Origin of the sequence: Pseudotabrizicola sediminis (assembly GCF_004745575.1) — a bacterium.
Taxonomy (GTDB): Bacteria; Pseudomonadota; Alphaproteobacteria; order Rhodobacterales; family Rhodobacteraceae; genus Pseudotabrizicola; species Pseudotabrizicola sediminis.
Genome location: NZ_RPEM01000001.1, coordinates 525,454 through 549,044, shown reverse-complemented (window position 1 = coordinate 549,044; position 23,591 = coordinate 525,454). Strand labels below are relative to the sequence as shown.

Below are 23,591 nucleotides of genomic sequence, written 5' to 3'. Positions count from 1 at the left end.
TTTCCATGTTTACAGGTGCGCCATGCTGATCCTTCACTGCCCCTATTGCGGCGTGCGCGCCGAAGAAACCGAACTTTCCCCCGGTGGCGAGGCGCATCTGAAGCGGTTCGGGCCGGGGTCAGATGATGATGCATTCGAGGCCTATATGTTCGCCCGCAAGAACCCCAAAGGCGTGCATTTCGAACGCTGGCGGCATGCCTACGGCTGCGGCAAGTGGTTCCTGGCCGCGCGCTGCACCGCCACGCTGGAAGTGTTCGGCACCTACCCGGCACAATCGACAGAGCCGCCCGCCGAGATCATCGAAAAAATCAAGGCCAAGCGCCCCGAGTGGAAGGGCTTTTCATGAGCACCCGTCTGAAATCCGGCGGCCGGTTGATCGACCGTTCTGCCCCGGTCGAATTCACCTTCAACGGCAAACGGCTGCGCGGCTGTGCGGGCGATACGCTGGCCTCGGCGCTTCTGGCCAATGACCAGATGCTGGTCGGGCGGTCGTTCAAATACCACCGCCCGCGCGGCATCGTGGCCAGCGGCGCGGAAGAGCCCAATGCGCTGGTCAATCTGGGCGCTGGCGCGCGGCTGGAGCCGAACCAGCGCACCACCACCACCGAGCTGTTTGACGGGTTGGAGGCGCGCAGCCAGAACCACTGGCCAAGTCTGGAATTTGACGTCGGCGTGGTGAACAATTATGCCGCGCGTCTGCTGCCGGGGGGGTTCTACTACAAGACGTTCATCCACCCCCGCGCCGCGTGGAAACATGTGTTCGAACCCATCATCCGGCACTCTGCAGGCCTTGGGTCGGCCCCGAAGGACCGTGACGCCGACCGCTATGAACAGGCCTATGCCTTCTGCGATCTGCTGATCGTGGGCGGCGGCGTCGCCGGGTTGCAGGCGGCGCTGGTTGCCGGCCGGGCGGGCGCGCGGGTCTGGCTGGTGGAACAGACCGCCCATTGGGGCGGTCGCGCGCCAGTCGATGGCGATGTGATCGACGGGCAACCGGCGGCCGATTGGGTTGAGGCGGCGGTGCTGGACCTGTCGGCGATGGACAATGTGACCCTGCGCCTGCGCTGCATGGCGGCGGGGTCTTATGACCATGGCTATGTTTTGCTGGATGAAAAAATCGCTGACCACACCCCCGGTGACGGGCGGCCAAAGCACCGGCTGTGGCGGATGCGGGCGGGCAAGATCATTGCCGCCACCGGTGCCATCGAGCGGCCTTTGTCCTTTGCTGGCAATGACATTCCGGGTGTCATGCTGGCCGGGGCGGTGCGCGATTACGTGGTTAACTGGGCAGTGTCGCCCGGCGACCGCACCGTGGTGGTCACCAACAATGACGACGCCTACCGCACCGCGATTGCACTGCATCAGGCGGGGCTGGAAGTGGCAGCGGTGATCGACGCGCGCAGCATCGCCAACGGGCCGCTGCCGGAACGGGCGCGGGCGCTCGGCATCCGCGTGGAAACCGGACGCGCGATAGCGCGCGTCAAGGGTGGCAAGCGGGTGGAAGCGGTCGAGATCTGCCATCAGGCGGGCGAAGGTGCTGCCAGCACGACGCTGCCCTGCGATGCGGTGGCGATGTCGGGCGGCTGGTCGCCGGTGGTGCATCTTTGGAGCCATTGCGGCGGCAAGCTGATCTGGGACGACGGTGAGGCGATGTTCCGCCCCGACCCGTCCCGCCCGCCGCTGACCGATGACGGTTCGGCGATGGTGCTGCCTGCGGGTGCCGCCAATGGCGCCCTGCGTGCAGCGGTTGCCGATGCGGATGCTCAGGTGAAGATCGCGCTGCAAGCGCTTGATATTGCGTCTGAAGGCGATGATCCTCCGGCCCATGTGGTGCCGGACGAATCCGCACTGGAACCGGTCTGGATCATGCCGCAGGGCGCGGGCATTGCCCTGCGGTCCAAAATGTGGCTGGATTTCCAGAATGATGTGAAAGTGGCTGACGTGCAGCTTGCCGCGCGTGAAGGGTACGAGAGTGTAGAGCACACCAAGCGCTACACCACGCTGGGCATGGCGACAGATCAGGGAAAGCTAAGCAACATCAATGGCCTGGCGGTGCTTGCTGACAGTTTGAATGCAAAGATCCCGCAGGTCGGCACCACCACCTTCCGCCCGCCCTACACCCCGGTGCCCTTGGGCGCTTTGGCAGGCGAAGCGCGGGGCGACATCTTCCAGCCGCTGCGCAAGACGCCGATGCACGATTGGCATCAGCAGAACGGGGCTTACTTTGAACCCGTCGGCCATTGGCGCAGGCCTTACTGCTTCCAGCGCCCGGGCGAAACGCCGGAACAGGCGGTGCATCGCGAGGTGAAGAACACGCGCGAAGCCCTTGGTTTGCTTGATGCTTCCACGCTCGGCAAGATCATTGTCAAAGGCCCGGATGCGGGGCGTTTCCTTGACATGCTGTATACAGGCGTGATGAGCAGCCTTCCCATCGGCAAATGCCGCTACGGGCTGATGTGCAACGAACAGGGCTTCCTGTCGGATGATGGCGTGGTGGCGCGGATCGACGATGATACCTGGCTTTGCCACACCACATCCGGCGGGGCCGACCGCATCCATGCCTGGATGGAAGATTGGCTGCAATGCGAGTGGTGGGACTGGCAGGTGTTCACCGCCAACGTGACCGAGCAATATGCGCAGGTTGCCGTGGTGGGGCCGAATGCCCGCAAGCTCTTGGAATCGCTTGGCGGCATGGATGTGTCGAAAGAGGCGTTGCCCTTCATGGGCTGGGCCGATGGCACGCTTGGCGGCTTTGCCTGCCGGGTGTACCGCATCAGTTTCTCGGGCGAGCTGTCCTATGAAATCGCTGTGCCTGCCAGCCATGGGGCGGCGTTCTGGTCTATGCTGCATGCGGCGGGGGCCGCGTTTGGCGCGATGCCCTATGGCACCGAGGCGCTGCATGTGATGCGGGCCGAAAAAGGGTTCATCATGATCGGCGATGAAACCGACGGCACCATCATCCCGCAGGATCTGGGCTTGGATTGGGCGATCAGCAAGAAAAAACCCGACTTTCTGGGCAAACGCGGGCAGGAACGCAGCTTTCTGGCGAACCCCGACCGCTGGAAGCTGGTGGGGTTCGAGACGCTGGACGGATCGGTGATCGAAGACGGGGCCTATATTCCCGAACCTGGCATGAACGCCAACAACCAGCGCAAGGTCCAGGGCCGCGTCACCTCGACCTACCACTCCCCCACTTTGGGGCGTGGCATCGCCATGGGGCTGCTGCGCCAAGGCCCGGCGCGGATGGGGGAAGTGGTGGAATTTACCAAGATGGACGGCGGTGTGACACCGGCCCGGGTGGTGAACCCGGTGTTCTATGACAAGGACGGGGAGAAGCCGAATGTCTGATCCGGTCAGCGCGCTTTCGGGCGCAAGCTATGATGGGTTTGTGGCGGTGCGCGAGATCGGCCCCTTGGGGATGATCACCTTGCGCGCCAAGGCCGGCACGCCGGGGCTGGAGGCGGCAGTGCAAGCCGCCACCGGCTGCGCAATGCCCCAGGTGCGCCGGATTGTGCGGCAGGGGGAGTGTGCGGTGGGCTGGATGAGCCCGGATGAGACTTTGTTGGTCCTCCCCTACGGCGGTGTGGCGGCGGCTTTGACAGCGATTGCCGCTGCGCTGCAGGGCCAGCACCATCTGGCGGTTGATGTGTCCGACGCGCGTGCGGTGTTTCGGGTGGAGGGCGCGAAGGCCGACCAGGTCCTGCGCAAACTGTCACCGGTGGATTTCGACCGGCTGGAGCCGGGAGAACTGCGCCGCAGCCGCACAGCACAGGTCGCGGCGGCGTTCTGGGCCGAGGATGGCGGCTTCACGCTGGTGTGTTTCCGGTCGGTCGCCAGCTATGTGATGGGGCTTTTGAGCGTATCGGCCCGGCCGGGGGCCGAATTGTGACCGGTGCAGTGTGGGTTTTCCACCCCCACACCCCCGGAGGATATTTGCAAACAGCAAATGACTAAAGGCCGACCATGCGGCGGATATCCTGTGGCGTGGTCCCTTCGGCGCGGTACTTGGACAGGGCGCGGGCATCGTCTCGTTTGGCAAGCCGCTTGCCGTCATCATCGCGGATCAGGCGGTGGTGATGGTAGGTGGGCGTCGGCAGGCCGAGCAAGTGCTGCAGGATGACCTGAACCGGGGTGAAGTCGAACAGATCCTCCCCCCGGATCACATGGGTCACGCCATGATCGGCATCATCCAGCGCCGAGGCGAGGAAATAGGCGACGATATCCTCACCCTTGCGCGACAGGACCACATCGCCGATGCGGTTGATTGCGTCGTCGGGGTTTATGATGTGCGGGCCGGCATGGGCGGCGCCGGTTTCGGTGAAGCCAAGGTCAGGCGGGAGTTGGGCGAGGGCGGCGGCAAGGTCAAGCCGCAGCGCATCGCCGGGCTGGCGTGAGGCCATGCTGCGGCCCCGGCAGGTGCCGGGGTAGTGCGGATGCACCGTGCCCTCTTGCGGGGCGGACAGGGCGGCGCGGATGTCTGACCGGGTGCACGAGCAGGGGTAAAGCAGGCCTCGCGCCGCCAGCGGTGCCAGCCGCGCGGTGTAGCGTGCGAGGTGGTCGGACTGGCGCTGCACCGGGCCATCCCATGTGAGGCCAAGCCATTGCAGATCCTCCATAATCTGCGCCTCATAAGCGTATTTGCTGCGCTCGGTGTCGGTGTCTTCCATCCGCAGCAGGAAGAGGCCACCGGCGGCGCGGGCCATGTCATGTGCAAGGATCGCAGAGTAGGCGTGCCCCAGATGCAAGGGGCCGGTGGGTGAGGGCGCAAAGCGAGAGACGAACGCCCCCGCAGGGCGCGTTACCCCAGCCATGCCGTGAACGCCGTTTTGGCGCGGTCGGTATAGGCCTTGTAGCGGTCCTTGCGGCCCCGGCGCCCGCCGCGGGCGTCGATCGGGGGGAAGAGGCCGAAGTTGACGTTCATCGGCTGGAACGTCTTCGCCTCGGCCCCGCCGGTGATATGGGTGATCAGCGCGCCGGTCGCAGTTTCCGGCGGGGGCGGTGGCAGGGTTGCCCCCATGATCTCTGCCGCGGCCATCCGGCCCGCCAGAAGCCCCATGGCGGCGCTTTCGACATAGCCTTCCACCCCGGTGATCTGCCCGGCAAAGCGGATATGCGGGTGCGATTTCAGGCGCATCTGATCGTCCAGCAAGGTGGGCGAGTTGATGAAGGTGTTGCGGTGGATGCCACCCAGTCGGGCAAAGCTGGCACCTGTCAGGCCAGGAATGCGTTTGAAAACATCCGTTTGCGCGCCGTATTTCATCTTTGTCTGGAAGCCCACCATATTGAACAGCGTGCCCAGCTTGTTGTCGCGGCGCAGTTGCACCACGGCATAGGCTTTCACATCGGGTGCATGCGGGTTGGTCAGGCCCACCGGCTTCATCGGGCCAAAGCGCAGGGTTTCACGGCCGCGTTCGGCCATCACCTCGATCGGCAGGCAACCGTCGAAATAGCCTGCGGTCTCGCCTTCCTTAAACTCAGACTTTTCCGCCGCCAGCAGGGCGTCGATGAAATCCTCATACTGCGCGCGGGTCAGTGGGCAGTTTATGTAGGCGGTTTGTTCTTCAACCGTTTCGCCCTTGTCGTAACGGGACTGCATCCAGGCCACCGACATATCGACAGAGTCGGCATAGACGATGGGGGCGATGGCATCGAAAAACGCCAAAGCCTCGGCCCCGGTTGCCGCACGGATGCTTTCCGCCAATGCGCCAGAGGTCAGCGGGCCGGTGGCGATGATCCAGTGGCCATCGGTCGGCAGGGTGGTGATTTCCTCGTAAGACACTGAAATCAGGGGATGCGCCTGAATGCGCGCGGTGACGCTTTCGGCAAAGGGGTCACGGTCCACCGCCAGCGCACCGCCTGCGGGCAGGCGGTGGGCGGCGGCCTGTTCCATGATCAGCCCGCCTGCGGCGCGCATTTCCCAATGCAAGAGGCCAACGGCATTGCTTTCATGGTCATCGGACCGGAAAGAATTTGAGCAGACCATTTCAGCCAGATGCCCGGTGCGATGGGCAAAGGTGCCCACCTTTGGCCGCATCTCATGGATCACGACGTGCACGCCCTGCTGCGCCGCCTGCCATGCCGCTTCTGACCCGGCCATGCCGCCGCCGATGATGTGGAGTGTGTTGTTCATGGGCGGGAGATATCCCGCCAGCCCCCTGCTTTCAAGCGGGCGCGTCACACCAGCGCAATGCGTTCCCGCTGGGTGGCGTCGGGGTAGGGGCGGTAAAGGCCGACATCGACATGCGCGATCATCTGATGCATCAGGTCATAGCGGCGGGTCGCCTCATCATCGCAGGCTGCAAGGGCGGCAAAGGCATCATCCAGCGCGGCCATGCCCGGCACCTCCACCTCCAGCAGGAAATCGGGATGCGCGCCCGAGGCGAGGCCGAACTTGCGCCGCATCAACCGCCAGCTGCTGATCAGCCCGCGCGCTTGCAAATAGCCCATCCAGCCATCGACCGCCTTGGCAAAGGACAATGCGCGGCTGTCTTGCCGCAGTTCGATCATACAGTGATACAGGTTCATCCGCGACTCCATCCGTTTGGAAAGGATAGCGCCCCGACCGTTTCGGAACTCTTAAACGGGGTCAGAAAGGTTGCGACGCTGCGATGCGACAAATGCGGCGGGGTCTGACACATCAAACCCCAGTTCTGCCGCCTTGTCGAAAAAACCGCGCGCAGGCAGGCCGTTGCCAAGCCGCGCTTCACACACGGACGCGCGCAGGGGGCTGCCCATGCGCGCGTCGCTTTCCATCAGCGCCTCAAGTGCCGCCGTCAGCTGGCCCATCCGCCAGCCCAGATCGCGGGCAAGCTGGCCATAGGTGATGGTCTGACCGGCAGCGGCGAGAGTTGCCAGCCGCTGGTCCAGATCATTCATCGGCCTGTTCGGCGACGCGGGCGACCGAGACCACCACTTCGTCTTTGCCGACATTGAAGACCCGCACGCCCCCGGCAGAGCGGGAACGGAAGCTGATCTGATCGACCGGCACCCGGATCGACTGGCCGGTAGAGGTGGCCAGCATGATCTGATCGGACGGATCGACCGGGAAGGAGGCGACCAGCCGCCCGCCGCGCATTGCCTTGTCCATCGCCATGACGCCCATGCCGCCACGCCCGCGCACCGGATAGCCATGGCTGGACGACAGCTTGCCCGCCCCGCCTGCGGTGATGGTCAGGATCAGGTCTTCGGATGCTGACATTTCGGCATAGCGTTCCTGGCTCAGCTGATCCGGCGCAACGGTTTCTTCCTCGTCATCGGCTTCAGCGTCATCCTCGACCGCGCCCGCCATGAGGCGACGTTGCTTGAGGTAAGCCTCACGTTCACCCGGCGTCGCCTCGAAGTGGCGGATGATGGCCATCGACACGACCTTGTCGCCCGTCGCCAGACGGATGCCGCGCACGCCGGTCGATCCGCGCGATTTGAACACGCGGATGTCGGTGGTGGAAAATCGGATGGCGCGGCCAAGGGCGGTGACCAGCATCACATCGTCATTCTCATCGGCGATTGCGGCGTTCACCAGGAACACGCCTTCGGGCAGGTTCATGGCAATCTTGCCGTTGCGTTTGACGTTGGTGAAATCGGACAGGTCGTTCTGCCGCACATCGCCATCGGATGTGGCAAAGACGATCTGGAGGGTTTCCCATTCATCTTCGGGCACATCGACCGGCATCAGGGCGGCGATGGACACGCCGGGCTGGATCGGCAGGATGTTCACGATGGCCTTGCCCTTGGCGGTACGCCCAGCCAGCGGCAGGCGCCAGGTCTTCAGCTTGTAGACCATGCCATCGGTTGTGAAGAACAACAGCCAAGTGTGCGTATTGGCGACGAAAAGCGTCGTCACCACATCGTCTTCCTTGGTCGCCATCGAGCTCAGGCCCTTGCCGCCGCGGTTCTGCTGGCGGAACTCTGCGAGCGGCGTGCGCTTGATGTAACCGCCAGAGGTGATGGTCACGACCATATCCTCGCGCTCGATCAGGTCTTCGTCTTCCATGTCGCCGGCCCAGTCGACGATTTCGGTACGACGCGGCACGGCGAAAAGCTGTTTCACCTCGCGCAGCTCGTCCGAGATGATCGCCATGATCCGCTCTCGCGAGCCCAGAATCTCAAGGTATTCCTTGATCTTGCCGGCCAGTTCTTCCAGCTCGTCCGTCACTTCCTTGACGCCAAGCGCGGTCAGGCGTTGCAGGCGAAGTTCCAGAATGGCGCGGGCCTGCACTTCCGACAGGTTATAGGTGCCGTCGTCGTTCATCGTGTGGGAAGGATCGTCGATCAGCAGGATATACGGCGCGATATCGGCGGCGGGCCAGCGGCGGGTCATCAGCTTTTCGCGGGCTTCCGCTGCATCGGCAGAGGCGCGGATGGTGCGGACCACCTCATCGACGTTCGACACCGCAACGGCCAGACCACAGAGGATATGGCTGCGCTCACGCGCCTTGCGCAGCTCGAACGCGGTGCGGCGCGCCACAACTTCTTCTCGGAAGGTGATGAAATGGGTGAGGAAATCGCGCAACGTCAACTGTTCGGGACGCCCGCCGTTCAGCGCCAGCATGTTGCAACCGAAACTGGTCTGCATCGGCGTGAAACGGAACAGCTGGTTCAGCACCACGTCGGGTGTCGCATCACGCTTCAACTCGATCACCACGCGGATGCCGATGCGGTCGGATTCGTCGGCCACCGCCGAGATGCCTTCGATCCGCTTTTCGCGGACCAGTTCGGCGATCTTTTCGATCATCGCGGCCTTGTTGACCTGATACGGCACCTCATCAATGATGATGGCGTAGCGGTCCTTGCGGACCTCTTCGATATGGGTTTTCGAGCGGATGATGACCGATCCACGCCCCTCAAGATACGCTTTGCGCGCGCCGGATCGGCCAAGGATGGTGGCCCCGGTGGGGAAATCGGGGGCAGGGATGATCTCCATCAGCGCCTCGGACGACAGGTCGGGGTTTTCGATCAGCGCCAGCGTGCCGTCGATCACTTCGCCTAGGTTGTGCGGCGGGATGTTGGTGGCCATGCCGACGGCGATGCCGCCCGCACCATTGACCAGCATGTTGGGGAAGCGCGCGGGCAGGACCGTGGGTTCACGGTCTTTGCCATCATAATTGTCCTGGAAATCAACGGTTTCCTTGTCGATATCCGCCAGAAGAAACGCCGAAGGCTTGTCCATCCGCACTTCGGTATAGCGCATTGCAGCAGCGGAATCGCCGTCCATGGAACCAAAGTTGCCCTGACCGTCCAGCAATTTCAAAGACATCGAAAACGGCTGTGCCATCCGCACCAGAGCGTCGTAGATCGCAGAGTCGCCATGGGGATGGTATTTCCCCATGGTGTCGCCCACGGGCCGGGCCGATTTGCGATAGGGTTTGTCGTGGCTGTTGCCCGATTCACTCATGGCAAACAGAATGCGGCGGTGCACGGGTTTGAGCCCGTCGCGCAGGTCGGGAATCGCGCGGCTGACGATCACGCTCATCGCGTAATCCAGATAGGCGGTCTTCATCTCGGCGGCGATGTCGATCTGCGGGCCGGTGTGAACCGGCTTTTCGTCTGTTTTATCAGTGTCTTCTGGCGTATCGCTCATGGGGCCGGGCCTTCCTTACGGGGGGCTATATCTAGTTGGCGCAACCTTACACCATGCAAGGGATGGGGTGCAATGCCGCCTCGGCGCACGATTTGGCAGCCGGGGGTGGGCAGTGATAACAAATTGAAATCATTGATTTTTAATCTGATGCTGGCATGATTCCGTAACGGCCATGACACTGGAGAGTCATATGGAGAGAACCGAGACGGAATTGATGCTGAAAGGCTATGGGCTGACCACGGCGGAAATGGTCTACCGCATGCCCGATTACCGCAATGTGCTGAATACATTCGTCTGGCAAGACTATGATCTGGCCCCCGACTATCCGCGCCTGTTCAAGTTCATCGAATACTGGCAGGCGCAGATCGAAGGCCCGCTGCATTCGGTGCGGTTCAGTCACAAACGGCTGATCGGCCCGAATGAATGGCGCAATGTGGTCGGAGAGTTCCGGCTGCATTAAGCGCGCTCTGGCCCCCTTGCGGCGCATTCGCTAAGGTCCCCCCGTAACTTAAGGGAGGAGACCACATGGCACAGCGCAGCATTCTGATCACCGGGGCAGGGTCCGGCATTGGGCGGGCAACCGCACGGGCATTTATTGCGGCAGGCTGGCAGGTTGCGCTGGTGGGTCGGCGCGAGGATGCGTTGCGCGAAACGGCGGGCACGCATGAGGCGCTGGTGCTGCCCACCGATGTGACGGATGAGGCGCAGGTCGATGCCGCCTTTGCCCAAGTTCAGGCGCAGTTCGGGCGGCTTGATGTGCTGTTCAACAATGCAGGCATGTCGCTGCCCGGCAAGCCGATTGATGAAATTGCGGTCGCCGACTGGCTGGCGCTGTCAGGCGTGAACATCACCGGCATGTTCCTGTGTGCCCGGGCAGCGTTTGGGATGATGCGGCGGCAAGACCCGCAGGGTGGGCGGATCATCAACAACGGGTCTATCAGCGCCGACCGCCCGCGCCCGGGTTCTGCACCTTATACCATGTCAAAGCACGCGGTCAGCGGGCTGACCAAGACGCTGGCGGTGGACGGGCGGCGGTTCGACATTGCCTGCGGCCAGATCGACATCGGCAATGCCGCGAGCGAGATGACGGCGGGGTTTTCCAGCGGCATGCCGCAGGCCAGCGGCGAAATGCGGCCGGAACCGCTGATGCCGGTGGTGCATGTGGCCGAGGCGGTGTTGCACATGGCCAATCTGCCGCTTGATGTGAATGTGCCCTTCATGACCATCATGGCGCGCGACATGCCCTATCTGGGGCGCGGCTGAACGGGTTTAGGCTTCGGCGGGCTTGCAGAACAGGTCATACATCAGCGCGATGGTGCGGCTGACCTTCGGGTCATGGATGGCGTAGTAAATCGCCTTGCCCTCGCGCCGGCAGCTGACAAGCCCGTCAAGCCGCAGGCGTGACAGCTGCTGGCTGACGGCGGCCTGCCGGCTGCCCAGCAGATGTTCCAGCTCTGTCACCGTCTTTTCGCCGGATGACAGGTGGCACAGGATCATCAGCCGCCCTTCGTGGCTGAGCGCCTTGAGAAAGGCGGCCGCCAGTGCGGCCTGCGCCTCCATCTGATCGGGGGGCAGCATCGCCGGGCTGTGATCTGTCATGCTGTCCAAGCCCTTGCCTCTGGTCGGCCCGCTGGCCCGTTGCATGGCTAATGTAAGGTGTCATGGCGTGCCGAGACAAGGGGGGCGGGCCGACAGCTCACCGCCCCCGGATGCGTGGGTCCAGCGCATCGCGCAAGCCGTCGCCAATGTAATTGACCGACAGCACGGTGAGCGAGATGGCAACACCCGGCCAGATCACCCGTTCGGGATATTGCTGGATGTAATCCACCCCATCAAACAGCAGCCGCCCCCAGGTCGGGAAATCGGGCGGAAACCCAAGGCCGAGGAAGGACAAGGCGCTTTCGGTGATGATGGCCGAAGCGATACCCAGCGTGGCCGACACCATGATCGGGCTGACCACATTCGGCAGGATATGGCGCAGGATCATCCGCCGCGACGGCGTGCCGATTGAGCGCGCCGCCAGCACGAATTCGCGTTCTTTCAACGCCAGAACGTCGCCGCGCACGATTCGCGCGGCCTGCATCCAACTGGTCACACCAATGGCAAAGACGATCAGCAGAAAGGTGCCGCCCTCTGGCCCCAGCGCGCGCGACAAGGGATCGCGGAACAGCATGACCATGACCAGCAGGAGGGGCAGCAAGGGCAGGGCAAGGAACAGATCGGTCAGCCGCATCAACGGCCCGTCGAGCCGGCGGAAATAGCCCGCCAGCACCCCCACCAGCGTGCCCAGCAGGATCGAGATGATCATCGCCACCATCCCCACCGCGATGGAGACCTGACCGCCCTTCATCATCCGCGCCAGCATGTCGCGGCCAAGCTGGTCGGTGCCCAGCGGAAACTGCCAGCTTGGCGGCTTGTTCCGGGTGCGGATCATCTCGGCGGCGTTGGGGTTGATGTAGGTCGGGTCCACCCGCCAGATGAACGGCCCCACGGTGACAAACAGGATCAGCAGCACAAACACCGTCAGCGCCGCGACAGCGCCCTTGTGGGTCTTGAACTGCGCCCAGACATCCGACCATTGGCTGCGGGGTTTTTCGATGACAGATGTATCAGTCATAACGGATCCTTGGGTCGAGCATGCCGTAAAGCACATCGGCAATCAGGTTGAACAGCACGATCAGCACGGCAAAGATGAAGGTCAGGGTCTGCACCATCGGCAGGTCAGACCCCTGGATGGCGTTGATCAGCAGCGCGCCCAGTCCGTTCACCTTGAACACCTGCTCGGTGATGATCGCGCCGCCGAAAATGGTGGGAATGCCAAGCGCGATGACGGTGACCACCGGGATCAGCGAATTGCGCAGCACGTGTTTGAGCACCACCACCCGTTCCGACATGCCCTTGGCCCGCGCTGTGCGCACATAGTCCTGGGCCAGATTGTCGAGCATGGAGGACCGCATGTAGCGGCTGATCTGCGAGGCGTTGAACAGCGCCAGCACTGCGACGGGCATCGCCATCTGCCGCACCTGCTGCACGAAGCTGTCCCAGTCGGTCACCCGCAATGATGTGTTGTAGATCGACGGGAACCAGCCAAGGTTGACCGAGAACACAAGGATCAGCACCACGCCGGTAAAGAAGGTCGGCACCGAAAAGCCGATCATGGCGATAAAGGTACCGATCTGGTCGAACCAGCTGTATTGCCGGTAGGCCGAATAGATCCCGATCGGCACCGCGATCAGCACCCCGATCACATAGGCCGACCCGACCACGGTCAGCGTCTGGGGCATGCGTTCCACGATGATGTCCATCACCGGGCTGCGCGATTGCCAGCTGACAATGCGCTGCATCCCTTCGGAATAGGTGGTGCCGAACATGCCGTCGATCATGACCAGCGGTTCGACCCAGAAGAACTGTTTGAGCCAGAGCAGATAGCGCACAAAAATCGGCTCGTTGGCCCCCATCGCCTCGATGATGCGCAGGCGCACTTCGGGCGGTACGGTCAGGGGGATCTGGCTCATGGGCGAGCCGGGGGCGAAATCCACCAGCAGGAAAATCACCAGAGAGATGAACAAAAGCGTCGGGATCGCCAGCAGCAACCGGCGGATCGTGAAGGTGAGCATGGGCGACGCCTCGGTTGATCAGTCGGGACGGGCGCGGATTTTTTGCGAAAATCCGGGCCAGCACGAGGGTTGAGGGAGAGGATCGAAAGGGAAGGGGCGCGCCTTTGGAATTTTCGCAGAAAATTCGTGCAGGCGCGCCCCGGATGTCAGATCACTTGATGCGGAACCAGTCGCTGGCGTTCCACAACTCGGAATCCCAGGTGTTCAGCACCACACCGCCCAGGGTGTTCGAATGGGCGGACAACCGGCCGCGGTCCACCAGCGGCACGACGACATAGCTGTCTTTCGTCAGCATCTCGTTCAGGCGGATGGCGATTTCGCCGCGCTTTTCGGGTTCGCGGGTGCTGGCCAGTTCGGCAACCAGTGCATCATAGGCCGGGTCGCAGAAACGGTTGATGTTTTCACCCTGCCAGCCGTTCGCCGGGCTGGGGGCCTTGTCGCACAGGTATTGCGCAAGGTAGGGCTCGGGGTCTGTGCCGTCGAAGTTGTTGGCATACATTTCCACGTCAGCATAGAACTTCTGGAACGTATCGGGCGAACCGGGATCACCCCCGAAATAGACGCCGCCGTCGATCGACTTCAACTCGACCTCGACGCCCAGCTCGTTCCACCAGCCCTTGATCAGCGCCTGAAAGTCCTGACGGACCGCGTTGACCGAGGTCTGATACAACAGCTTCATCGGCACGCCGTCCTTTGCGCGCATGCCGTTGGCGCCCGCGACCCAGCCGGCTTCTTCCAGAAGGGCCTTGGCACCTTCCATGTCCTGCGCGATGCAGTCGGTGTTGGGCGAGGCGTATTGCGCCGGTGCGGGCACCAGGTTGCAGGTCGGGCGTCCGGCATTGCCGTAGCCGACCTCAACCAGCAGGCTGCGGTCGATGGCCATGGACAGCGCCTTGCGCACGCGAATGTCCGACAGCATCGGGTGTGGATGCATCGCGGTGGACCGCTCGCCTTCGGGCAGGTCTGCCGAAGGGTTGGTCATGTTCATCTCGATCCGCTCGACCAGCGTGCCGAAGGCGGAAACGAACTTGCCCTGACCGCCGGCTTCCATCTGGGCCTGCAGTTCGGGGTTGATCTGGGTGTTCCAGGCGTAGTCGAATTCGCCGGTTTCCATCACGGCACGCGCCGCCCCTGCCGCATCGCCGCCGCCCTTGACGACCATGGTCGCAAAGGCCGGTTTGGCCGCGTCGCGGTAATTCGGGTTGGCGGCCAGTTCGACCACGTCATTCACCTTGAAATCGGTGACCATGAACGGGCCGGTGCCGATGGGGCGGAAGTTCTGTTCGGTGCAGGTAGGGGCGGCGGTGCCAAGGCAGTTGGCGAATTGCGCCGCCTGCAGGATGGGCGAGGTCGAGCCGACAAAGGCGGTGAACGGGTTCGGCTTCGGTGCGGTCCAGGTGATCTTGACGGTCAGATCGTCCAGCGCTTCGACCTTTTCGATGCCCTCATAGCGCGCGGCTTGCGAGCAGCCGCCTTCGGGATGGGTGCAGTATTCATAGGAAAACACCGCATCGGCGGCGGTGACCGGCGTGCCATCGGACCACAGCAGGCCGGGGGTGATCTTCCAGGTGATGGTGGTCAGGTCTTCCGAAATGCCGCCGTTTTCGACGGATGGGATTTCGGTCACCAGACGCGGGATGACAGTGCCATCCTGGTCAAAGCCGGCCAGCGGCTCCAGCACAAGGGAGCCGACCTCGACATCCTTGGTGCCCGACGACAGATAGGCGTTCATGATCGACACGGCCTGCGAATACAGGACGTTGACGTTGCCATCGGCCCCGCGTTCCGCAAAAGCGGCAGGCGCAAAGGCCAGCGTGGCGGCGGCGCCCAGAAGGGCGGTTTTCAGTTTCATTGTGACACTCCTTGTTGATTGTGCTCTTTGGCCTCGGGTGTGCCGGTTGATCCGGCAGCGGTGGTATCGGAATAAAGATGGCAGGCGACAAAGCGGCCCGGTTCCACCTCGATCAGCTCGGGTTTGACCTGACGGCACAGCTCAAACACCTTCAGGCAGCGGGTGCAGAAATTGCACCCCTTTGGCGGGTTGGCCGGTGAGGGCACATCGCCTTGCAGGATGATGCGCTGACGCGTGCGCGCCAGTGCCGGGTTGGGTTCGGGCACGGCTGAGAGCAGCGCCTCGGCATAGGGGTGCAGCGGCCGGGCATAGAGCGCGTCGCGCGGGGACAGTTCGGCAATACGGCCCAGATACATCACGGCCACCCGGTCAGCGATGTGGCGCACCATCGACAGATCGTGGCTGATGAACAGATAGGTCAGGCCGAACTGTTCCTGCAGATCCTCCAGCAGGTTCACCACCTGCGCCTGAATCGACACATCCAGCGCCGCAATCGGTTCGTCGCAGACAATGAAGCGCGGGTTCAGCGCAAGGGCGCGGGCAATGCCGATCCGCTGCCGCTGCCCGCCGGAAAACTCATGCGGGAAGCGGTTGGCAAAGCGGCGGTTCAGGCCGACAGCATCCATCAGCTCATAAATCCGGGCCAGTTTGCGGTCGCTGTCCCAGTCGGTATGCTCGTTCAAGGGCTCGCCGATGATATCGGCCAGCGTCATGCGCGGGTTCAGGCTGGCCTGCGGGTCCTGGAACACCATCTGCATCTGGGGGCGGGTCTTGCGCAACGCCTCTGGCGACAGCGTGGCGATATCGGTGCCGTTGATCACCACATTGCCATCGGTGATCTCGTACAGCCGCAGCAGGGCGCGGCCGACGGTGGATTTGCCGCAGCCGGACTCGCCCACAAGGCCAAGGGTTTCGCCCGGCATGATGTCAAAGCTGACCCCATCCACCGCCTTCACATCGCCGGTGTGGCGGCGCAGCAGGCCCGAATAGATCGGGAAATACATCTTCAGCCCGCGCACCTGTACCAGTGGCGTGATCGGTTTGGCGATATCAAGCATGCGCCGCCTCCGCCGCCCAGTGGCAGGCCACATCATGGCCCTTGCCAACCTCGCGCCCGTCAATCGCGCGGCGTTCGGGGTTTTCCACAAAGCAGCGGGCGAAGGCATGCGCGCAACGGTCGCGGAACGGGCAGGCGGTAGGCGCGCCGATCAGGATCGGCGGCTGGCCTTCGATCACCTGCAACCGTGCCTCGCGTTCCCCTGTCAGTGACGGAATGGTTTTCAGCAAAGCGCGGGTATAGGGGTGCTGCGGATTGGCAAAGAGATCCTTCACCGGGGCCTGTTCCACGATCTGGCCGCCATACATCACCATCACCCGGTCGGCGATGCCCGCGATCACCCCCAGATCATGGGTGATCCAGACAATCGCCATGCCCAATTTCTGACGCAGGTCTTTCACCAGTTCCAGAATCTGCGCCTGAATGGTCACATCCAGCGCCGTGGTCGGTTCATCCGCGATCAGCACATCGGGGTCGCAGGCGAGTGCGATGGCAATCATCACCCGCTGGCGCATGCCGCCGGAAAACTGGTGCGGATAGGATTTCAGCCGCGCCGCCGCATCGGGAATGCCGACCAGCGCCAGCAATTCCGCCGCCCTGACTTCCGCCTGCTTCTTGGTCATCCCCATGTGGCGGATCAGCGGTTCCATGATCTGGTTGCCCACCGTGAACACCGGGTTCAGGCTGGTCATCGGGTCTTGAAACACAAAGCCGACCTTGGCCCCGCGCACATCGCGCAACTCATCCGCGCTGATTTTCAGCAGGTCGCGGTCGCCCAGCATCACCGTTCCGGCCCGCACATCTGCGGGCGGCGAGGGCAGCAGGCCGATCAGCGACATCATCGTTACAGACTTGCCCGAGCCACTTTCTCCGACAACGCCTAAAAGTTCACCAGGATTGAGGTGGAAGCTGACTGAATTTACCGCATGAACTTCGCCCCCACGGGTGCGAAACACGGTCTTCAACCCCCGGACATCAAGGACGGGCGCGGCCCCATCGGCCATATGGCATCTCCCAAGTCGTTCTTTTTATTTGTCTTTCCGGTGTCATGGCCAAGGCCTGCCCGGTGATTTGACCAAGTGTTAGAGATTTTTGGGCGTCCCGCAAGCGGCTTGTTTGATCTGCCCTTACGTCCGCCGGTGCGGGCTTGACCTTGCCTGTTTATGCGGCGCACCTTCGCCGCAAACGCATCAAGGACAGACCGATGACAAAGCCGCTTTCCCCCCGACAGATCCTTGACCATCTTGTTGCCTTTCCGACCGTCAGCCGCGACACCAACCTGCCGCTTGTCGATTGGGTCGAGGGCTATCTGGCCAGTCAGGGCATTACCGCGCATCGGCACTGGAACGAGGACCGGACCAAGGCCGGCCTGTTTGCCCATGTCGGACCGATGGAGGCGGGCGGGCTGATTCTGTCGGGCCATACCGATGTGGTGCCGGTCGACGGGCAGGCGTGGTCATCGGACCCTTGGGTGGTGACCGAGCGCGACGGGCGGCTTTACGGGCGCGGCACCTGTGACATGAAGGGGTTTGATGCGTTGGCGATCTGGGCGCTGGTGGAAGGGCACCGGCGGGGCTTGCGCCGCCCGCTGCAGATTGCGCTGTCATATGACGAGGAGATCGGCTGCATGGGGGCGCCGCCGCTGATTGCGGGGCTGCAAAGCGTGTTTCCCAAGGCCGGGCTTGCCATCATCGGCGAACCCAGCCGGATGAAGGCGGTCAATGGTCACAAGGGCGGGGCCGGCTACCGGGTTCATGTGCGCGGGGTTGAGGTGCATTCGTCGCTGTTGCCGCAGGGCGTCAGCGCGATCATGGAGGCGGCGCGGCTGATCATGTGGGCCAACGCACGCAACGCCGAGAATGCGGCAAAGCCTGCGTCGGCGGTGGCGGCGCTGTTCGACCCGCCCTTTACCACCCTGCACATCGGCATGATTTCGGGCGGCACGGCGCATAACATCACCGCCGCCGATTGCCGCTATGTGATGGAATTCCGCGTGGTGCCCGGAGAGGCCCCGGAAGACTGGTGCAAGGCGTTCGAGGCCGAGGTCGCAGCCCTGCGTGCCGCCATGCAGGCGGTGCGCCCAGAGGCGGATGTGCTGCTGGAGCGGTTTTTCGACGTGCCGCCGCTGGTGCCCGAAGATCAGGGCGCAGCCGAGGCGCTGGTGCGCCGCCTGACCGGCGACAATGCTACCCATGTGGTCAGCTATGGCACCGAAGCCGGGCATTTTCAGGCCGCAGGCATTTCCAGTCTGGTCTGCGGCCCCGGCGATATTGCGCAGGCGCATCAGGCCGACGAATATCTGGAATTGTCCGAGTTTCAGGCAGGGCAGGCGTTCATGGAAAAACTGCTGGCGGATCTGTCTTGACCTTTCCGATCACAATGCAAACCCCCATCCGCTATCCCGGCCCGGTGCCGCAGGCCGCCGATGTCGTGGTGCTGGGCGGCGGCATCATCGGGGTGATGACCGCCTATTATCTGGCGCAGGCCGGGCAAAAGGTGGTGCTGTGCGAAAAGGGCCGGATTGCGGGCGAGCAAAGCAGCCGCAACTGGGGCTGGATCCGCCAGCAGGGCCGCGACAAGGACGAGTTGCCAATTGTCGTGGACTCGCTGCGCCTGTGGCAGGGCTTTGCGCAGACCTTCGGCGATGCACTGGGGTTTCGCCGGACCGGGGTGGTCTATCTGGCCAATACCGATGCGGCGCTTGAGAAATATGCTGATTTCCTGCCCCATGCCCAGGCCAATGCTGTCGATACTCGCATGATGACCCGGGCCGAGATTGCGTCCCTGCTTGGCACTGCGGCAGGATGGAAAGGCGGGATGATCACGCCTTCTGATGCGCGGGCCGAACCCTTTGTGGCGGTGCCGCTGCTGGCGGGCCTCGCGGCTCAGGCGGGGGTGTGCATCGTCGAGAACTGCGCGGTGCGAAGCCTCGATGTGCAGGCCGGTGCTGTGACCGGGGTGGTGACCGAGCATGGCCTTGTGCGCGCGGGCCGCGTGGTGGTGGCGGGCGGCGCGTGGTCGCGGCTGTTTCTGGCGGCGCATGGGGTGGCTATTCCGCAGCTGTCGGTGCTGGCAAGCGTGGCGCAGTCCGAGCCGATGCCCGAGATCTTCCCCGGGGCGGCGGCGGATGACCATTTCGCCTTTCGCCGCCGGATGGATGGCAGCTACACGCTTGCGCCGGGGGCCGAGCATGATTTCTTCATCGGCCCCGACGCCTTTCGCAGCATTGCCCGCTATCTGCCGGTTCTGAAACAGGATTTCCGTTCCACCCACTTCCGCGCCATTGCCCCCAAAGGCTTCCCCGATGCCTGGGGCACCAAGCGCCAATGGGGGGATGGCCCCAGCCCCTTCGAGGCTGTGCGCATCCTGAACCCGGCCCCGAACCGCACCAGCCTGTCGCGCGTGCAGGACAGGTTTGCCGCCGCGTTTCCGGCCTTGGGCCGCCCGAAGATCAGAACGGCATGGGCCGGAATGATCGACACCATGCCCGATGTGGTGCCAATCGTGGATCATGCGCCGATCGCGGGCCTGTCCATCGCCACCGGCATGTGCGGCCACGGCTTTGGCATCGGGCCCGGCATCGGGCGGGTGATGGCCGATCTGGTGATGGGGCGGCCAACGGGGCATGATCTGCGCCGCTTCCGGCTGTCGCGCTTTACCGATGGCACTGCCCCCGAGGTGGGCCCGGCCCTCGCCTGATGCCTGTTTTTTGATCAAAAGGTCAGGATGCCGCGCCGCCCCCCTTGAAGGTGGCGGCATTCCGGCCCACCATTCCGCCACCCTGATCCAGAGGAGGCTTTGATGCCCGTCAAGAACCGTTTTGCCGAAATGCTGCCCGAAATCACCGAATGGCGCCGTGATTTCCACACCCATCCGGAACTGCTGTTCGAAGTGCACCGCACCGCTTCACGCGTCGCCGACCTTTTGCGCGGTTTCGGCTGTGACGAGGTGGTGACCGGCATCGGCCGCACGGGCGTGGTGGGCGTCATCCATGGCAAGACCGATACGGCGGGCCGGGTCATCGGCCTGCGCGCCGATATGGATGCGCTGCCGATCCATGAACAGACCGGGGTGGACTATGCCTCGACCACGCCCGGCGTGATGCATGCCTGCGGCCATGACGGTCATACGGCGATGCTGCTGGGGGCCGCCAAATATCTGGCCGAGACACGGAATTTCGACGGCCGCGCCGTGGTGATCTTCCAGCCGGCAGAGGAAGGCGGCGGCGGCGGGCGCGAGATGGTCGATGATGGCATGATGGACCGGTTCGGCGTGCAGGAAGTGTATGGCATGCACAACATGCCCGGCATCCCCTTGGGCACCTTTGCCATCCGCCCCGGTGCCATCATGGCGGCGGCCGACCAGTTCGAGCTGACCGTGACCGGCAAGGGCGGCCATGCCGCCAAACCGCATGACTGCATCGACACCACGGTGGTCGCCGCCCATATCATCGTGGCGCTGCAGACCATCGCCAGCCGTGGCGTGGACCCGATGAAACAGGTGGTGGTCAGCGTCTGTACGGTGCAGACCGATTCCACCGCGCACAACGTGATCCCGCAGGTGGTGAAGCTCAAAGGCACCGTCCGCACGATGGACCCGTCCGTGCAGGACTATGTCGAGCGCCGGATTTCCGAGATCGTGACCGGCACCGCCACCGCACTGGGGGCCTCCGCCACCGTCAACTACCAGCGTGGCTATCCAGTCACGGTCAATGCGACCGAAAACACCCAGCACGCCGTCGATGTGGCAAAAGCCGTGTCAGGCAAGGTCGATGACAACACCGCCCCCCTGATGGGGGCCGAGGATTTCAGCTTCATGCTGAATGCGCGCCCTGGCGCCTATATCTTCCTCGGCAATGGCGACACGGCCATGGTCCACCACCCCGCCTATAACTTCGACGACAACGCCATCCCCTTCGGGTCAAGCTGGTACGCCGGCATGGTTGAATCCCGGATGCCAGCGGCCTGACAACCGCCCCCCCGGAATTTCATCTGTTCAGAAATATCCTCGGGGGGGCGCGGCACGCGCGGGGGGCAGACAGCCCCCCTCAACGGTCCCAGTCATAGCTGAGGTTGATCGCCTTGCCGCGGAACACCGTGTAGGACAGCACCGTATATCCGATGATCATCGGCAACACGAACAGCGCACCCACAAGGATGATCTTCAGGCTTTCGGGGCTGGATGCCGCTTCATAGATCGTCAGCTGCTCGGGCACGATGAACGGATAAAAGCTGTAGCCCATCCCGAAGAACCCCAGCACCATCAGCGTCGTGGCCCCGGCAAAGGGAAACCATGCGAAATGGTCGCCCTTGGTGGGCAGGTGCCGAAGTGCCACCCACAACAGCACGATCAGCGCCAGCGACATCAGCGGCAGCGGCGCCAGCAGCACCACCTCGGGGAAACTGAACCAGCGATCATAGATCCGCGAGCTGACGAAAGGTGTGGCCAAAGACACCGCGCCTAACCCCAGCGCCATGCCCCAGATCCCCCCCCGCGCCCAGGAGACCGCCTTGATCTGCAAGGCTCCGTCGGTTTTCAGGATGATCCAGGCCGCGCCGATGAAGCTGTAGGCCACCGTCAGCGCGCCCGCCGTCAGCAGCGCGAAGCCCACGTTGAACAGCGTCCATTCCAGCCCCATCACATACATGCCCAGCATGAACCCTTGCGAGGTCGACGACATCAGGCTGCCCGCGAAAAACGCCCGGTCCCATGACACCTTGTGCGGCAGTGGGGCCTTGGCGCGGAATTCAAACGCCACGCCGCGCAGGATCAACCCGATCAGCATCACCGCCACCGGCAGGTAAAGGGCGGTCAGGATCGTGCCATGCGCGGTGGGAAAGGCCACCAGCAAGATGCCGATGGCCAGCACCAGCCAGGTTTCATTGGCATCCCAGAACGGACCGATGGACGCGATCATCCGGTCACGCTCTTCCGGGGTGGACAGCGGAAACAGCAGGCCCACCCCCAGATCGAACCCGTCGAGGATGACATACAGCAGGATCGACAGTCCCATCAGACCCGCGAAAATCACCGGCAGCGTTGTGGCATCAAGTGTCATGTCAATCACTCCGCCGGCACAGCGATGGGGGCATCGCGCGGCTCTTCCCGCGTCGGGCGTTTGCCGGCAGCGGCGCGCTTGGCCAGATGGAAGATCACGCCGATATAGGCGATCATCAGGGCAAGATAGGTGGCAAGATAGGCCATCAGCGTTGCCATCACCATCGGTGCCGCCACATCGCCAACGGCAGCTTCGGTGGTCAGCACCCCGGTCACCAGCCAGGGCTGACGGCCGATTTCGGTCACATACCAGCCTGCAAGCGTGGCGAGCCAGCCCGAAAACGCCATGCCGGTGGTGGCAAAAAGGAAGGGTCGCGGCAAACTGCCCGCACCGCGCCGCCACATCAGGAAGGCACCGCCCCAGGACAGCGCCAGCATCGCCATGCCGGTGCCGACCATCACCCGGAAGCCCCAGAACACCGGGGCCACTGGCGGGTGCATCACCGTGCCATCCTCGGCCACGAAATCATTGAGCCCCGGCACCACGCCATCGGGCGAATGTTTCAGGATCAGGCTTGCGCCATTCGGGATCGCGATTTCGGCATGGTTGGTGCGTGCGTCTTCATCGGGGATGGCAAACAGCACCAGCGGCACATTCGGCCCGGTGTCCCAGTTGCCCTCCATCGCGGCAACCTTTGCCGGCTGATGCCCCAGCGTGTTCAGCCCGTGCAGGTCGCCCATGATAATCTGCGCCGGGATCAGCACAGCCCCAAGCGTCAGGCCAAAGCGCAACTGGGTCAGGGTCGAATCCGCGCGGTCCCCGATCAGCCGGCGGAAGGCCGCGATCCCGGCGATCAGGAAGGCGACAGTCAGGCCAGAGGCCAGCAGCATGTGGCCAAGGCGGTACGGCATGGACGGGTTGAAGATGATGGCAAACCAATCGGTTGCATGGACCACACCGTCGCGCAGCTCATACCCCTGCGGCGTGTGCATCCAAGAGTTCAGCACCAGAATCCAGAACGCGCTCATCGTGGTGCCGAAGGCCACGAGAAAGGTCGCCGTTATGTGCAGCCATGGTGGCACACGGCGTGCGCCGAACAGCATGATGCCAAGAAACACCGCCTCAAGGAAAAACGCCGTCATCACCTCATAGGCGAGCAGGGGTCCGGCCACGTTGCCCACGGCTTCCATGAACCCGGGCCAGTTGGTGCCGAACTGGAACGACATGGTGATGCCCGACACCACGCCAAGCGCAAAGGACAGGGCGAAGACCTTCACCCAGAACATGTAGGCGTCCATCCACTTTGTGTCTTTCGTCACCGCAAAGCGGTACCGGAAAAACAAAAGGACCCAACCAAGCGCGATGGTGATGGTGGGGAACAGGATGTGAAAACTGATGTTCGCCGCGAACTGGATGCGGGAAAGAAGAAACGTGTCCATGATGCACCTTTGTTGTTGGTGCAGATCTAGGGAACCCGCAGCATCAGGAAA

General features: G+C 63.3%; 21 protein-coding genes. 8 read left to right on the top strand and 13 right to left on the bottom strand.

Features of this window, described 5'->3' with window-relative positions:
• The first annotated feature begins 22 nt into the window (after positions 1-22).
• The 3 genes from EEB11_RS02560 to EEB11_RS02550 are packed head-to-tail and all read left to right on the top strand — an operon-like array spanning position 23 to position 3,889.
• A complete protein-coding gene (locus EEB11_RS02560; protein ID WP_135428821.1) occupies positions 23-346 on the top strand; it encodes a sarcosine oxidase subunit delta in 324 nt (107 codons plus the stop codon).
• Positions 343-3,348 (top strand): sarcosine oxidase subunit alpha family protein, encoded by a 3,006-nt coding sequence (locus tag EEB11_RS02555; protein WP_135428820.1) that lies wholly within the window; start codon positions 343-345, stop codon positions 3,346-3,348. The genes EEB11_RS02560 and EEB11_RS02555 overlap by 4 nt, the downstream gene beginning before the upstream one ends.
• Entirely contained in the window at positions 3,341-3,889 is a 549-nt protein-coding gene (locus EEB11_RS02550; protein ID WP_135428819.1) for a sarcosine oxidase subunit gamma, read from the top strand. Before EEB11_RS02555 ends, EEB11_RS02550 begins: the two co-directional genes overlap by 8 nt.
• 61 nt (positions 3,890-3,950) lie before the next feature.
• Here EEB11_RS02550 and gluQRS read toward each other — a convergent pair whose 3' ends face one another.
• The 5 genes from gluQRS to gyrA are packed head-to-tail and all read right to left on the bottom strand — an operon-like array spanning position 3,951 to position 9,577.
• Positions 3,951-4,811, bottom strand: coding sequence for a tRNA glutamyl-Q(34) synthetase GluQRS (gluQRS, locus tag EEB11_RS02545; protein WP_135428818.1), 861 nt, complete (start codon positions 4,809-4,811; stop codon positions 3,951-3,953).
• Positions 4,799-6,130, bottom strand: coding sequence for a methylenetetrahydrofolate--tRNA-(uracil(54)-C(5))-methyltransferase (FADH(2)-oxidizing) TrmFO (gene trmFO, locus EEB11_RS02540; RefSeq protein WP_135428817.1), 1,332 nt, complete (start codon positions 6,128-6,130; stop codon positions 4,799-4,801). The genes gluQRS and trmFO overlap by 13 nt, the downstream gene beginning before the upstream one ends.
• Positions 6,131-6,174: 44 nt before the next feature.
• Positions 6,175-6,525 (bottom strand): DUF6614 family protein, encoded by a 351-nt coding sequence (locus EEB11_RS02535; RefSeq protein WP_135428816.1) that lies wholly within the window; start codon positions 6,523-6,525, stop codon positions 6,175-6,177.
• A gap of 51 nt (positions 6,526-6,576) precedes the next feature.
• The gene (locus EEB11_RS02530; protein WP_135428815.1) at positions 6,577-6,876 is read right to left on the bottom strand and encodes a hypothetical protein; all 300 of its coding nucleotides are present in this window, start codon (positions 6,874-6,876) and stop codon (positions 6,577-6,579) included.
• Positions 6,869-9,577, bottom strand: a complete 2,709-nt coding sequence (gyrA, locus tag EEB11_RS02525; protein ID WP_135428814.1) for a DNA gyrase subunit A — start codon at positions 9,575-9,577, stop codon at positions 6,869-6,871. Before gyrA ends, EEB11_RS02530 begins: the two co-directional genes overlap by 8 nt.
• A 190-nt stretch (positions 9,578-9,767) precedes the next feature.
• On the opposite strand from gyrA, the gene EEB11_RS02520 reads away from it, so the two are divergent.
• Positions 9,768-10,037: an usg protein gene (locus tag EEB11_RS02520; protein ID WP_135428813.1), complete on the top strand. Its 270-nt coding sequence runs from the start codon at positions 9,768-9,770 to the stop codon at positions 10,035-10,037.
• Between the two features lie 65 nt (positions 10,038-10,102).
• Positions 10,103-10,840: an SDR family oxidoreductase gene (locus tag EEB11_RS02515; protein WP_135428812.1), complete on the top strand. Its 738-nt coding sequence runs from the start codon at positions 10,103-10,105 to the stop codon at positions 10,838-10,840.
• A gap of 6 nt (positions 10,841-10,846) precedes the next feature.
• Here EEB11_RS02515 and EEB11_RS02510 read toward each other — a convergent pair whose 3' ends face one another.
• The 6 genes from EEB11_RS02510 to EEB11_RS02485 all read right to left on the bottom strand — a co-directional run bounded on the left by EEB11_RS02510 (position 10,847) and on the right by EEB11_RS02485 (position 17,107).
• A complete protein-coding gene (locus tag EEB11_RS02510; protein WP_135428811.1) occupies positions 10,847-11,176 on the bottom strand; it encodes an ArsR/SmtB family transcription factor in 330 nt (109 codons plus the stop codon).
• Positions 11,177-11,273: 97 nt separating this feature from the next.
• A complete protein-coding gene (locus tag EEB11_RS02505) occupies positions 11,274-12,194 on the bottom strand; it encodes an ABC transporter permease (RefSeq protein ID WP_135428810.1) in 921 nt (306 codons plus the stop codon).
• On the bottom strand, positions 12,187-13,194 hold the full coding sequence (locus tag EEB11_RS02500; RefSeq protein WP_135428809.1) for an ABC transporter permease: 1,008 nt from the start codon (positions 13,192-13,194) through the stop codon (positions 12,187-12,189). Before EEB11_RS02500 ends, EEB11_RS02505 begins: the two co-directional genes overlap by 8 nt.
• Before the next feature lie 151 nt (positions 13,195-13,345).
• Positions 13,346-15,046: a peptide ABC transporter substrate-binding protein gene (locus EEB11_RS02495; RefSeq protein ID WP_135428808.1), complete on the bottom strand. Its 1,701-nt coding sequence runs from the start codon at positions 15,044-15,046 to the stop codon at positions 13,346-13,348.
• The gene (locus tag EEB11_RS02490; RefSeq protein ID WP_135428807.1) at positions 15,043-16,104 is read right to left on the bottom strand and encodes an ABC transporter ATP-binding protein; all 1,062 of its coding nucleotides are present in this window, start codon (positions 16,102-16,104) and stop codon (positions 15,043-15,045) included. Before EEB11_RS02490 ends, EEB11_RS02495 begins: the two co-directional genes overlap by 4 nt.
• Positions 16,097-17,107 carry an ABC transporter ATP-binding protein gene (locus EEB11_RS02485; protein WP_135428806.1) on the bottom strand — a complete coding sequence of 337 codons (1,011 nt, stop codon included), beginning with the start codon at positions 17,105-17,107 and terminating at the stop codon, positions 16,097-16,099. Before EEB11_RS02485 ends, EEB11_RS02490 begins: the two co-directional genes overlap by 8 nt.
• Positions 17,108-17,307: 200 nt before the next feature.
• On the opposite strand from EEB11_RS02485, the gene argE reads away from it, so the two are divergent.
• The 3 genes from argE (at position 17,308) to EEB11_RS02470 (ending at position 21,071) form a co-directional block, all read left to right on the top strand.
• Entirely contained in the window at positions 17,308-18,468 is a 1,161-nt protein-coding gene (gene argE, locus EEB11_RS02480) for an acetylornithine deacetylase (RefSeq protein ID WP_135428805.1), read from the top strand.
• Positions 18,465-19,802, top strand: a complete 1,338-nt coding sequence (locus EEB11_RS02475; RefSeq protein ID WP_210134365.1) for an NAD(P)/FAD-dependent oxidoreductase — start codon at positions 18,465-18,467, stop codon at positions 19,800-19,802. Before argE ends, EEB11_RS02475 begins: the two co-directional genes overlap by 4 nt.
• 102 nt (positions 19,803-19,904) lie before the next feature.
• Positions 19,905-21,071 carry a M20 aminoacylase family protein gene (locus EEB11_RS02470; RefSeq protein ID WP_135428804.1) on the top strand — a complete coding sequence of 389 codons (1,167 nt, stop codon included), beginning with the start codon at positions 19,905-19,907 and terminating at the stop codon, positions 21,069-21,071.
• A gap of 79 nt (positions 21,072-21,150) precedes the next feature.
• Here EEB11_RS02470 and EEB11_RS02465 read toward each other — a convergent pair whose 3' ends face one another.
• Together EEB11_RS02465 and EEB11_RS02460 are read right to left on the bottom strand one after the other, a co-directional pair.
• Complete coding sequence (locus tag EEB11_RS02465; protein ID WP_135428803.1) at positions 21,151-22,161, bottom strand: cytochrome d ubiquinol oxidase subunit II; 1,011 nt, start codon at positions 22,159-22,161, stop codon at positions 21,151-21,153.
• Between the two features lie 5 nt (positions 22,162-22,166).
• Positions 22,167-23,540, bottom strand: a complete 1,374-nt coding sequence (locus EEB11_RS02460; protein ID WP_135428802.1) for a cytochrome ubiquinol oxidase subunit I — start codon at positions 23,538-23,540, stop codon at positions 22,167-22,169.
• Positions 23,541-23,591 lie beyond the last annotated feature (51 nt).